14 protein-coding genes are annotated in these 12,059 nt (G+C 71.9%); 8 read left to right on the top strand and 6 right to left on the bottom strand.

Translation table 11 applies throughout. The annotated features are described in order from the left end of the window. Positions 1–17: 17 nt before the first annotated feature. Positions 18–200: a DUF397 domain-containing protein gene (locus O7629_RS05565; protein ID WP_123600565.1), complete on the bottom strand. Its 183-nt coding sequence runs from the start codon at positions 198–200 to the stop codon at positions 18–20. Next, complete coding sequence (locus tag O7629_RS05560; RefSeq protein WP_278167897.1) at positions 197–1,000, bottom strand: Scr1 family TA system antitoxin-like transcriptional regulator; 804 nt, start codon at positions 998–1,000, stop codon at positions 197–199. Before O7629_RS05560 ends, O7629_RS05565 begins: the two co-directional genes overlap by 4 nt. A 141-nt stretch (positions 1,001–1,141) precedes the next feature. Between O7629_RS05560 and O7629_RS05555 the strand changes: the two genes are divergently transcribed. Genes O7629_RS05555 through O7629_RS05535 form a run of 5 tightly spaced genes read left to right on the top strand, consistent with a single transcriptional unit; the run spans position 1,142 to position 4,548 of the window. After that, positions 1,142–1,453: a hypothetical protein gene (locus O7629_RS05555; protein WP_278167895.1), complete on the top strand. Its 312-nt coding sequence runs from the start codon at positions 1,142–1,144 to the stop codon at positions 1,451–1,453. Then, on the top strand, positions 1,446–1,763 hold the full coding sequence (locus O7629_RS05550; protein ID WP_278167894.1) for a hypothetical protein: 318 nt from the start codon (positions 1,446–1,448) through the stop codon (positions 1,761–1,763). The genes O7629_RS05555 and O7629_RS05550 overlap by 8 nt, the downstream gene beginning before the upstream one ends. Positions 1,764–1,806: 43 nt before the next feature. Beyond that, on the top strand, positions 1,807–2,439 hold the full coding sequence (locus O7629_RS05545; protein ID WP_278167893.1) for a DUF998 domain-containing protein: 633 nt from the start codon (positions 1,807–1,809) through the stop codon (positions 2,437–2,439). Between the two features lie 10 nt (positions 2,440–2,449). Continuing rightward, entirely contained in the window at positions 2,450–3,007 is a 558-nt protein-coding gene (locus tag O7629_RS05540) for a helix-turn-helix domain-containing protein (protein ID WP_278167891.1), read from the top strand. Then, entirely contained in the window at positions 3,004–4,548 is a 1,545-nt protein-coding gene (locus tag O7629_RS05535; RefSeq protein WP_278167889.1) for a serine hydrolase domain-containing protein, read from the top strand. The genes O7629_RS05540 and O7629_RS05535 overlap by 4 nt, the downstream gene beginning before the upstream one ends. A 56-nt stretch (positions 4,549–4,604) precedes the next feature. Here O7629_RS05535 and O7629_RS05530 read toward each other — a convergent pair whose 3' ends face one another. Genes O7629_RS05530 through O7629_RS05520 form a run of 3 tightly spaced genes read right to left on the bottom strand, consistent with a single transcriptional unit; the run spans position 4,605 to position 7,101 of the window. Further along, positions 4,605–5,456, bottom strand: coding sequence for a glycosyltransferase family 2 protein (locus O7629_RS05530; RefSeq protein ID WP_278167887.1), 852 nt, complete (start codon positions 5,454–5,456; stop codon positions 4,605–4,607). Continuing rightward, positions 5,453–6,283, bottom strand: a complete 831-nt coding sequence (locus tag O7629_RS05525) for a sugar phosphate isomerase/epimerase family protein (RefSeq protein ID WP_278167884.1) — start codon at positions 6,281–6,283, stop codon at positions 5,453–5,455. The genes O7629_RS05530 and O7629_RS05525 overlap by 4 nt, the downstream gene beginning before the upstream one ends. After that, positions 6,283–7,101 (bottom strand): hypothetical protein, encoded by an 819-nt coding sequence (locus O7629_RS05520; RefSeq protein ID WP_278167882.1) that lies wholly within the window; start codon positions 7,099–7,101, stop codon positions 6,283–6,285. Before O7629_RS05520 ends, O7629_RS05525 begins: the two co-directional genes overlap by 1 nt. A gap of 55 nt (positions 7,102–7,156) precedes the next feature. Here O7629_RS05520 and O7629_RS05515 point away from each other — a divergent pair, with 55 nt between their 5' ends. From O7629_RS05515 to O7629_RS05505, 3 genes are read left to right on the top strand one after another with little or no spacing between them, the layout of a single operon-like run. After that, positions 7,157–8,302, top strand: coding sequence for an FAD-dependent oxidoreductase (locus tag O7629_RS05515; protein ID WP_278167881.1), 1,146 nt, complete (start codon positions 7,157–7,159; stop codon positions 8,300–8,302). Further along, the gene (locus O7629_RS05510) at positions 8,281–9,366 is read left to right on the top strand and encodes a glycosyltransferase (RefSeq protein WP_278167880.1); all 1,086 of its coding nucleotides are present in this window, start codon (positions 8,281–8,283) and stop codon (positions 9,364–9,366) included. Before O7629_RS05515 ends, O7629_RS05510 begins: the two co-directional genes overlap by 22 nt. After that, positions 9,363–11,015, top strand: a complete 1,653-nt coding sequence (locus O7629_RS05505) for a hypothetical protein (protein ID WP_278167879.1) — start codon at positions 9,363–9,365, stop codon at positions 11,013–11,015. Before O7629_RS05510 ends, O7629_RS05505 begins: the two co-directional genes overlap by 4 nt. Here O7629_RS05505 and O7629_RS05500 read toward each other — a convergent pair. Next, a complete protein-coding gene (locus tag O7629_RS05500; protein ID WP_278167877.1) occupies positions 11,004–11,918 on the bottom strand; it encodes an alpha/beta hydrolase in 915 nt (304 codons plus the stop codon). The two genes, O7629_RS05505 and O7629_RS05500, sit on opposite strands and share 12 nt — an antisense overlap. Positions 11,919–12,059 lie beyond the last annotated feature (141 nt).

Here is a 12,059-nt window from a genome sequence, read left to right as displayed (position 1 = left end):
CGGCGGCGGGGTGCGGCTCAGCGCTTGACGGTGGCGACGAAAGCGGACCAGGCAGGCGGGTCGAAGGCCAGGGTGCCGCCGGTGCGGTCCTTGGAGTCGCGGACCAGCACCCGGCCGGGCAGGTTGTCGGCGACCTCGACGCAGTTGCCGCCGGAGGCGTTCGAGCGGCGGGACGTGCGCCACATCGGCTCGGTGGTCATAGCTCCCTCAACTGTTGCCGGATCAGATCCCGGGACTGGGCCGCGTTCAGGGCGAGCGCGTTGACAGTGTGCCACGCCCGATCGAGCCCGGTCACCCGCGCCGGCTCGGTGACAAGCCGGCCCTCGAAAATATCCTCCATGTATCCAGCGAGTGCGCCGTTGTCGAGCGAGGCGAGCACGAACGACACCGACCGGCCGATGTGCATGCCGACCCCGTCCGGCACCACGTGCACGAAGGTCCGGTGGCGCTCCGAGTCGACCAGCAGCCGCTCCAACTGTGCTTTTGCCATCGCCGGGTGCGCCGAGCGCAGCGCCGCCATGTCCATCATGAACACGCAGATCGCCGGATCCTCGCGGCCCAGCACGACGGACTGGCGCTCCATCCGGACGGCGAGCAGCTCGTCGACCTCGCGCTGACTGCGCAGGCCGCTGTCCAGCACCGACCGGGCGTACTCCTCGGTCTGCAGCAGGCCGGGGACGAGTGACGCTTCGTAGTACCGCAGGGCGGTGGCGGACTCCTCCAGCTTGGCCCACGGGCGGAACCACACCGCCTGGGCCATCCGGCGCCGCTCCCGCTCCAGCTCACGGGCCTCGGCTGCCTCGGCCGCCGACTTGCGGACCCGGTCGCCCGAGCCGAAGAACTCGTCCAGCCGCGCGGCGGTGTCCGGTTGCGGGACCAGCCGGCCCTGCTCGAAGGCGGCGATCAGCGAACCGGAGACCAGGATCGCCTCACCGACCTGATCCTGGGTGACGGAGCGCTCGCTGCGCAGCTGACGGAGGATTTCCGGAAGTGTATTCACGGTGCACACCTTTCGGATACAGGTGATTGTCCGGTAGATGGGTGCGGATTGCCGCTGACCTATCTTCCGCTGAGCAGCTGGAGAAGTCCAGGGTGGAGTGGATGGAAATTCGGCTCGACACTCCACCAGGGAGGTGAACGGATGCCAAGAAACGACGGGATCGGCGGACTACCGCGGCAACTACGCCGGCTGCCCGGCAACGCCGGCCCGCAGTACACCACCGCACACGATGACGTGATCGCTCACGCCCGACGGCTGGTCACCCGGCACATGCCCCGCCGCAATGACGGCTGCCTGCCGTGCGGGCAGGTGTACTGCCGGCCGTTCCGCAAGGCGCTGGCCTACCTCGACCGGCACCGGGACCCGGCGGCCAGAAGAGTCCGCGCGGTACTGCAACTACACGGCCTGCAACCACCGGAAATGGTGCCGGAAAGGATGGACGGCAATGAGTAACAGTGATCTTCCGGTCGAGGTCGGCGACGTGATCAAGATGTCGGAAACCGATTACCGGTACGGCATCGGCGCACTCCGACTGCGGGTGCAGCACGTGGGCGACGTGTCGATCGAAGACGGGATCCGATGGGTGCAACTGATCGGCGCGCAGATCAATTTCGACGGCCGGGACGGCGTCACCCGACACATCCAGGCGCGGCTGGTGGCGCTGCTGCGGCCGGGGGCGGTGATCCGGCCGGTCCGGCACCACCGGCCGGCACCACCGGCACATCCGGCGAGCGGGGACACCGACCCGGGCTGGCGCACGTGACACCGCAGCCACGTGAGCCGTGACCACGTGACACCGTAGGCAGGTGAGGCGTACCAGGTGGTGGGCGGTCGGGGCGGCGGTCGGCGCGGTCGGCGGGGCGGTGACCGTGACGGTCGCGGTGGTCGCCGGTCCCGGTCCGGGACTGCGCGGGTACGTCAGCGAGTCCGGGGTCGGCGACGGCGGCTCCGTAGTGGCGTACCAGTCGGGGCTGCTCGCCCTGGCGGTGAGCCTGCTGCTGCTCGCCGGGGCGCTGCGCCCGGTCCGCGCCGCCGCCTGGCTGCTGGTCGCGGGGGCCGGCGCGACGACGGTGTCGGCGACCGTCTCCTGCCGGGACGGCTGCCCGCTGCCGCCGCACGATCCGGTCACCGCGACCGACCTGGTGCACGGCGGGGCCAGCATCGTCGCCGTCGCCTGCTGCGTCTTCGCGATGATCGCCGTGTTCTGGTCGCCGGTGTCGACCTACCGGCTGCGTCGGCTGGCGCTGTTCGGGGCCGCCGCCGCGCTGCCGCTGTCCGCCGCGGTCGGGCTGGGCATGCTGCTGGTCGGTGGCGGGCTGCTGGTCGGCACGCTGGAGCGGCTGCTGTTGCTGCTGATCGTGGTGTGGTGCGTGGCGACGGCAGGACAGGTGGCCCGCGATCCGACCCACCCTGATTGCAGAAATTACGTAACTACGTAATAGTGGGGTGATGACTGAGCCGGAGTTGACCGAGCGGGTCACCGCCCTGGAACGGACCGTGCAGGACCTCGTCGCGCGTCTCGACGCCGACCGAGCCGTTGACGCCGACCGAGCCGTCGGCGACGCGTCGACCGGACCGAACGCCGTCGGACCAGACACCGGCAACCCGTTCTGGGCGCTCGACGGGCTCAAGGCCCAGGTCGGCGGCACCCCCGGGGCGGTGCTCTACACCGGCACAGTCACCCTGCCGACCGGCGAGCACTACGACTGGCAGTACGGGCACACCGTCGACGACCTGCTCGACGCCGACTGGACCGGGTACGCCGACACCCTCACCGCGCTCGCCCACCCGGTGCGGCTGCTGCTGGTCCGGCACATCCTGGCCGGCACCCGGACCGTCGCCGCCCTGGCCGAGGTCGACGGGCTCGGCACCACCGGCCAGCTCTACCACCATCTGCGGCAGCTGGTCAGCGCCGGCTGGCTGCGCACGTCGACCCGGGGGCAGTACGCCGTACCGCCGGAACGGGTCGTCCCCCTGCTGATCGTCCTCTCCGGAGCACACCGGTGACCCCGGTCCGTACCCGCGCTCTTATCGTCACGGCGGCCGTCGCCGTCGTCGGCGGGCTGCTCGCCGCGCTGATCGCGCCCTGGCCGGCCCGCCTCGGCGACGCCGACAGCGGTGACCTGGCGCTCGCCGCCGAGGTCCGCGCGGTGATCGACGACCCCGGTGGTTACCGAGGTCTGGCGGTGGCCCGGATCGCCGACGGGCAGGTACGGGTCGCCGGGCTCGGCGACCGTACCTCCGGTCTGGCCGGCCGCGCCGGCCAGCCGGTACGGCCGGACACCCCGTTCGAGATCGGCTCGATCGGCAAGACGCTGACCGGGATGCTGCTGGCCGACCAGATCGCCGCCGGGCAGGTTGACGGCGACACGACGCTCGCCGAAGCGCTGCCCGGTCAGAAGTTCGCCGACCCGGCGGTCGGTGAAATCACTCTGGCGGAGCTGGCCAGCCACCGGTCCGGGCTGCCCCGGCTGCCGACAGTCGGCGCAACCGCGACGCTCACCATGACGCTGGGGGCGCTGCGCGGCACCGACCCGTACGCCGGTCTGGACGTCGACCGGATCCGCGCGGCGCTGGCCCGCGCCCAGGTCGGCGACGGCCGAGGCGAGGTACACTACTCCAACTTCGGGGCGGCGCTGCTCGGCATCGCGCTGGCTGAGCAGACCAGGAGTGTTGGAGAGGCCGACGCCGGCTCCTACCCGGCGCTGGTCGAGCGGCGGCTGTTGGACCCGCTCGGCATGGGCGACACCGGCTACTTCCTCGACGGGGCCGACCTGCCGGCCGGTGCGGCGACCGGATCCACCGCCGGCGGGCGCGCCGCCGATCCGTGGCAGGGCTCCGGGCTGGCCGGTGCCGGCATCGGCCTGTGGTCCACCGCGCCGGACCTGGCCCGGCTGGTCACCGCGTTGCTCGACGGCTCCGCGCCCGGCGCGGACGCCGCCCAGCCCCGGTTCACCGTCGACAACGACGACCGCCGGATCGGCTACGGCTGGTTCACCACCACGTACGACGGTCGGGCGATCACCTGGCACAACGGCGCGACCGGCGGTTTCCGCTCGTACGTGGGCTTCGACCCGGCAACCGGCGACGGTGTGGTGGTGCTCGGCAACACCGACAAGGGTGTCGAACCGATCGGGCTGGCGCTGCTCGGGGTGGCCAGCGACAGCGACGCCGCCGGGGCCGGGCCGCTGCTGATCGGCGTCACCGTGGTGTTGCTGCTCGCCGCCGCCGTCACCCCGGCGGCGACCGCATTCGGCGGCCGGCGTCGGTGGCTGCCGGTCACCGACCGGCTCAAGGTGATCGGCTCGGCGTCGACCGCGCTGCTCTACCTGCTGATCGGGTACCTCGCCGGTGCCTGGCACGACGTGTGGGCCGGCTGGTGGGCGGTGGCCGCCGGGCTCGCCGTCGGTGGGGTCGCGGCCGGTGTGCTGCGCTGGCGACGGCTGCCGGTGACCGGGTCCGGCCGGCCGTGGCTGCGCTGGACAGGGCTGGTGGCCACCGTCACCGTCACCGCCGTCGTGCTCACCCTGACCCTGCTGCTGGCCTGAGCTCAACCGGGCGCTGCGCCGCCGGACCGGGTCAGGTGCCGGGTCGTGGCGGCCGGTCAGGGTACCGGGTCGTAGCGGCCGGTTGCGGCGCGGGCGGCGACGGCCAGCAGGTCCAGGTTCCCGGACCAGCCTTTGATCTTGGTCGGCACCGCTCCCGCCGGGTAGGCCCGGGTCACCGGCACCTCGCAGACCCGCAGCCCCAGCCGGGCCGCCCGCACCGGCAGGTACGCCAGCAGTTCGTACGCGTCGAACACGTCGCGGAACACGCCGACCCGGGGGTCGGCGAGCAGCCGGGCCGAGTGGCCCCGGAAGCCGTTGGTGGTGTCGGTGTACCAGGTGCGGGCGCCGGCCGACAGCAACGGCGCGTGCAGCAGCCGGATGCCGAGGTACCGCGCCCAGGGCGTGTTGACCGCCACGCCGCCCGGGACGAACCGGGAACCCTGCACGTAGTCGTACCCGGCGTCCAGCCGGTCCCGGAACCGGCCGATCGCCTCGACGCCGTCCTTGCCGTTGCCGTCCACGGTGACCACTCCGTGGTAGCCGTCGTCGAGGGCTGCGGCGAAGGCCATCCGCAGTTGCGCGCTGAGCCGGCCCGGACCGCGTTTGACCAGCACCGACCGTACGCCTTGGGCGGCCAGGAAGTCGTCGGCGAGGGAGCCGTCCGTGCTGCCCCCGTCGGCGATCAGCACGTCCAGGCCGTGCCCGTGGTCGTGCATCCGGCGCAGCTGCGCCCGCAGCCGGTCGCCCTCGTTGAGCACCGGCACCACCACCGCGTACCGGCTGCGCCGGGGGGCGAAGTCGCGTCGGTCGTGGCGCGGGATCCGCCGGTCGTGGTCCCGGGACAGTGCCGGTACCTGGTCGCCTGGTACCTGGTCGCCCGGGACGTCGAGCTGTCGGGTGCCGGTCATGGCCGCTCACCACCGCACAGTGCCACGGCGTACCGGGCGGCGCGATCGACGGCGGCGAGCGGGTCGCCGTCCGACGGACGCATCTCCACACTGAGGTACCGGTCGTAGCCGACGGCCCGCAGCGCGGCGACGAAGTCGGCGTGGGCGCGGGCCGGGGTGCCGACCGCCGCCAGGTCGGGCTCACTGAGATGGGCGTGACGCAGCAGCGGAGCGAAACTGTGGGCGCAGGCCGCCGCGTCGTCGCCGGCCAGCGCCATGCAGGCGGTGTCCAGGTGCAGTCGCAGCCCCGGCGAGTCGACCGCCGCCACCAGCCTCGCCGCCTCCTCCGCCCGGACCAGGTAGTCGGCGCCGTACTCGGCGGGGTTGGCCTCCAGGCACAGGCTCGTCCCGGCGGCGTGTGCCCGGCGGGCCAGTCGGCCGAAGACGTCAGCGGCGATCCGGTCCGCCGTCTCGTCCAGCAGGCCGTTGCGTCGCCGGTTGCGCGGGCTGCCGAAGACCAGGGCGGTGGCACCCATCGCGGCGCACAGGTCGATCACCCGGCACAGGTACGCGACGAGGTCTTCCCGGCGCGGCCCGAACACCGTCAGCTCGGGGCGTCCGTACAGCAGCGACTGGGCGGCGACCACCGGCAGGCCGGCGCGGGCCCACATCCGCCCGTACCCGCGTGCCTGGTCGAGGGAGACCTCGGTCAGGTCCGGCCAGATCTTCGTCGGTGCCACCTCGACGCCGGCCACTCCCGCGTGGCGCAGCAGGTCGGCGACCTTCTCGTCGTCGGCGGGCTGCCAGGCGATGTTGCTCACCGCCACCTTGATGGTCGACTCGGACATCAGACCGCCACCCGCTCTCCGGCCGGACGCACGCCTTCTCCGGCCGGGCGCGCACCTGCCGCCTGGTCGTCGGCGAACTCCCGCAGCCGGGTGATCGTCTCGTCGCGGCCGCTGACGTAGGGCCCGTCGGCACCGAAGACGGCGGCGTGCCGGGTACGCATGTCGTAGTCGACCCGGGCCACCGTGTCGCAGGTCAGGGTACGTCCGAAGACCTGCTGTGCCACGGTCTGCGCGGCGAGCGGCTCGGTCGCCAGGTTGACCAGGCTCAGCCCGGCGGCGGCGGCCCGGTCCAGGTCGGCGGTGAGTCGCCGCAGGTCGTAGAACTGGAACGTCGAGTCGCGGTGGCAGAACTCCTCGGTGCGTCCGGTGGCCAGGTCGTAGACGAGGTTCTTGCGCAGGTCCGGCCCGAACAGGGCCGGCAGCCGGACCACCAGGCTGCGCGGGTAGTGCCGCTGGACGAAGCGTTCCAGTCGGATCCGGTTGCGGCCGTACGCCTGCGGGTGGTCGGCCGGTTCGACGGACGTCGTCTCGTCCACGCCCTGCGGCTGCGGGTAGACGTCGATGGTGGAGATGAGGACGGCTTCGTCGGCCATCGTGGTGCGCAGGTGGCTGGTCAGGGCGTCGATCGCGGCGCGGTCGGCGTCCGGGTCGGCGTTCGCCCGCCATTTGACGCCGGGGGCGGCGCTGATCACCAGCCGGGTGAACCGCTGCCCGTCGATGGCCGCGACGGTGGCCCGGTTGACCTTGAGATCGTAGGCGCGTTGTCGGGCCAGGTTGCCGCCGACGAAGCCGGTGTGGCCGACCAAACCTGTGAGCATGACTCACCTCTCACTAAGCGACAAATCGGGACAAGATGGATGCTAGCTTTCTGCCGTGGGTAGAGGGGGCATTTCTGTTGATACGCTCATATTCGGCGCAGGAGTCTTCGGGCTGTGGGCCGCCCGGCGACAACTCGCCCACGGCGGGTCCGTCGCGGTGGTCGACATCGACCGGCGCCCGCTGGTGCGGGCCAGCCTGATCAACCAGGCCCGCGGCCACAACGGCTACCACTACCCACGCAGCGTGTACACGGCCCTGCGGTCAGCCAGCTACTACGAACGGTTCCTGCGCGACTTCCCCACCGCGGTCAACCACCGCTTCCGCAGCGTGTACGCGATCGCGACGGAAGGGTCCTTCGTGGACGCCGCCTACTTCGAGAAGTTCTGTACCACCGTCGGCGTGCCGGCCAGCCGGATCGACCCGGCCGAGTTCTTCCTGCACGGCGCTGTGGAGGCGGCGTACGAGACCGACGAGTTCAGCTTCGATGCACCGGCGCTGCGCACCGCGCTGCTCGCCCGCCTCGACGCCCACGCGGACCGGCTGCGGTGGTTCCTCGGCGACACCGTGGTCGAGGCCGGACGAGACGGTACGGTCTGGCGGGCGACGCTGCGGTCCGGCACCCAGGTGGAAGCCGGCGCGGTCGTCAACGCGACCTACGCCGGCACCAACGCCCTGCTCGCCACGTTCGGCCTGCCGCCGGTGCCGCTCAAGTACGAGCTGTGCGAGATGGTGCTGGTCGACGCCCCGGCCCACCGGGACACTGCGGTCACCGTGCTGGACGGTCCGTTCTTCTCGTTGATGCCGTTCGGGCACACCCCCTGGCACAGCCTCAGCGCGGTGGCCTACACCCCCCGGCTGACCAGCACCGACACCCTGCCGACCTTTCCCTGCCAGCGCCGGACGCCGGACTGCGCGCCGGCCGCCCTGGCCAACTGCGGGACCTGCCCCGCCCGGCCGGCCGGCGGCTACCCGTACATGCACACCCTGACCCGCCGATTCCTGCCGACAGCCGGACAGCTACGCCAGGTCGAGAGCCTCTGCACGGTCAAGACCGTGCTGCGGACGGCAGAGGTCGACGACTCCCGTCCGACCCTGATCCGGACCGAGAGCGTGCACCCTCCGTTCACCACGTTGTTCAGCGGAAAAGTCAACACGATCTACGACCTGGATGAGGCGCTGTGGCGTACCAGACCTTCGTAAGCTTCGTGCTCTACTGCCGCGACGACCCGGATCTGGACCGCTTCCTGGCGCAGTTGGGGCCCTGGCTCAGCGAGCACTTCGACCTGCACGAACTGGTGGTGGTCGACGACAACTCCACCACCGACCCCACCCCGTTGGTGCGCGAGTACGCGGACCGTTACCAGCTCAACGCGGTGGTGGTCCGGCTGGCCCGGCGACACGGTGTGGAGGCCGGGATGAAGGCCGGGCTGGACCGGGCGATGGGCGACTGGGTCTTCGAACTGGAGAGCCCGACAGTGGACTTCCCGCTGGACATCCTCGCCCGGATGTACGAGCGCGCCACCACCGGCGGCTGCGACATCGTCACCGCCAGCGGCGACGACGGGCCGCTGCGCAGCCGGGTGTTCTACCGCCTGGTCAACCGGTACAGCGACCTCGACACCCCACTGCGTACCGAGCGTCTGAGACTGACCTCCCGACGCACGCTGGCCGCGATGCTCGCCATGCGGGAGAAGGTCCGCTACCGCAAGGCCCTGTACGCGATCCTCGGGCACCGGCACGAACACCTGCGGTACACCCGGACCACGGTGGACACCGCCGGGCGCCGGCGGCTGGACCGGGAGACGTCAAGCCTGGCCTTCGACATCCTGCTGTCGTTCTCCGACTTCGGGCCACGGGTGGCACACCGGCTGTCCCTGACGTTCGGCGCCCTGTCGCTCGCCGGCATCGCGTACGCGGTCGCGGTGTTCCTCGTCAAGTCCGACCCCATCGAAGGGTGGACCACCCTGGCGATCCTGGTGTCCGGCGGATTCACCGGTCTGTTCCTGATCCTCGGGGTGCTCGGTGAGTACCTGGCCCGGATCCTGGTCGAGGTGCGGGCCCGGCCGATGTACGCGGTCCGCGACGTGGTGGTCTGCCAACCGGCCGAGGCACCGGGGCGTACCGCCGGACCGCCGGGGCCGTACCTGCGTGAACAGGTGACCGGCGCACCGGACGATCGCCCGGCCGCATCGGCCCGGCCGGCCGCATCGGCCCGTCCGGCCGCGTCGGACGATCCTGCGGCGACGATCGGGGCGGGGGCGTGAGCACGCTCACCCGGCTCACCGGGCGACCGACCGACGACCCGACCAGCGACGCGGTCGACGCCAGGCGGACCCTGTCGGTGCCCGACTGGCTGCCCGCCGCCGGCTGGGCGACGCTCGTCGGCGTACTGGCGTTCCTGCTGCTCTACTACTGGGACGGTCCGCCGTACAACCCGGACTCGTGGCGCTACTACGAACTGTCCCAGACCCTCGGCGGCGACTTCTTCCGGATCGCCTCCCGGCACAGCTACCAGTCGCCCGAGCCGTACTCGATGGGCTGTGGTCCGCTCTGGCCGATCCTGGTCGGCATCACCGCCGCGCTGACCGGCACCGGGCCGCAGGCCGGTCTGCTGGCCGCCGCCGGCTGCGTGCTGGCCATGGCGGCGGTGCTGTCGGTGCTCGGCCGACGCGTCGGCGTACCCGGGCTCGGGCCGGTCGTCACCGTGGGCCTGCTCGGCTTCGTGCCGTTCCTCGACGAGATTCTCACCGCGCGGACCTTCCCGCTGGCCGGGCTGCTGCTCAGCCTGCTGGTCCTCGCGCTGGTCAGCACCGATCGGCGAGCGGCGCTGGCCTGGCCGGCCGCCGGGGCCGCCGCTGGCGGCCTGGTGCTCACCCGGCCGGACACCCTGCCGGCGGTGCTGCTCCTGGCGGTGCTGCTGGTCGTGATCCGCCGCCGGGACTGGCGCTGGCTGGTGCCGGCCGGCTTGGTCTTCACCCTCGTGATGTCACCGTGGGCGGTCTACGGGCTGGCCCACTTCGGTACGCCGTTCCCGGCGGACAACCGCATCATCGCGCTGGCCGTGCCACAGCTGTACGTCACCGACGTGATCGACGTCGATCAGCTTCCGACCGCCACCGACGACCCGATCGGCTGGCTGGCCCGGCTCGCCGGCAACGCGCCGGCGGCGGTCCTGCAGGCGGCCAAGGCCGCGGTCTGGGCACCCACCGTCGTGGCCACCGCCGTCGCCGCCGGCCTGCTGCTGCGCCGCGGCCGCAGGCTACAGCCGCGCCCAAGCCGCAGACCGCTGCGCGGTGGGCCGCGATGGCTGCTGGTCGGCCTGGCCGCGCTGGCCGTATTCACCGCACAGGTCGCCTTCTCCGAGCTCAGCACCGGGTACCTGAGCCGACGCTATCTCAGCCTGGCCGTGCTGCTGACGCTGCTGACCGCCGTCGTGCTGATCCTCCGGGCCCCGGTCCCGGCCTGGCTGTCCGGACGGCGGACCGGGCATGCCGTCGGCGTGCTGCTGCTGACGCTGCCGGTCGGCTGGGCGCTCGGATACCAGCTCACCACCGTGCCGGCGGACCCGGAAAGCCTCACCGGCGGCGTCGTCGAACAGGAGCTGCGGCGCTGCCGCAGCGACGGGACGCTGACCATCGTCACCAGCACGGAGGTCGGCCGGCACAGCGCCCTGACCGGCCGGCGGACGGCGTTCTTCCCGGACAACTTCGCCGACATCCCGGTCGCGAAACGGCGCGACTGGATCGCCACCTGGGGAATCAACCAGCTCTACCTGCTGCCGCTGCCGCCGGACGCCGATCCGGGGACCGTCCGGCGACACGACGAGCCACGCTCGTTGCTCGCCACCGCCGCCCGGGTGACCCCGGACCCGTGCGCCACGGCGGGCCGGCTCTACCAGGTGTCACTCGGCTAGGAACGTGGACCTGGCTTGTCGGGTGGTCGTGCCGTTGATCGACAAAGGCAGCAGGTGCCAGCCGCCGGGGACCAGGTGCAGGGTGGCTTGCGGGATGGTGGTGGCGGCGTGGCGGGCGTGGGCCGGGTCGGCGTCACCGTCGTGGGTGCCGTGCAGGATCAGCGTTGGGCAGGTGATGCCGGCGGTGGTTGAGTCGTCCAGCCTGGCCCACTGCCGAAGGTCGTTGTCCAGCCCGGCAGCGCGGTCCTCGAACGGGGTGAGTGCCGCCATGACGGCTTTGGCGTATGCCAGACGTCGGTCGTCGGCGAGGATCCAGTCGACGGTCGCGCGGCGGGCCTGCCGGTCGAGGGTGGACTCCTGGCGGACGAAGTCGTGCAGGGCCGCACGGGGGAGGCGTTGGACGAGTTGGGCGGTCAGCCAGGTCCCGAGCGGGCTCAGATAGATCGTTTTGATGATGGGCGATATGGCGGGTGCGTAGTGGCGGGTGACGGCGGATTCGAGGATGAGCGCCTCGGCCTGTTCGGGATAGCGGCGGGCGAATTCGATGGCGATCGGTCCGCCACCGCTGATGCCGTAGACGACTACTGTGCCGACTTCGAGTTCGTCGAGTAGTGCCTTCGCGGCGTCGGCCTGCTCGACGAACGTCCGTCCGACATCGAGTGGGGTGCGCAGGTAGCCGGGTCGCGACCAACCGATCACCCGGCAGCCGAGGTCGGGTAGTGAGTCGAGCAGGTGGATCTGCTCGTAGCCGCCACCACCGCCCGGGAAGAGCAGCACCGCCCGGCCAGCGGGTGGACCGGCCTCCCCGTACTCCACGAGACCGGCCCGGGTCGTGACCAGGGTGCTGCCGGCGTGCAACTCGGCGCGTTGGCGACGGACGAATTCCCGGTAACCGTGTACCACGATCGGGTCGCCTTTCGCTGATGGATCCGCCTGGCAGGCTGACTGGCCGCACCAGGCGGTGCGTGCTGAGCCGCCCCGGCCGCCCAGCCTCCCAACCTGTTGGGCGTTCGTCCTGGACGAATGCCCAACAGAGTAGCACCA

This window comes from Solwaraspora sp. WMMD792 (assembly GCF_029626105.1).
Lineage (GTDB): Bacteria > Actinomycetota > Actinomycetes > Mycobacteriales > Micromonosporaceae > Micromonospora_E.
Note: the sequence above shows the minus strand (reverse complement) of the source record. Positions and strands in the feature narration are given on the sequence as shown.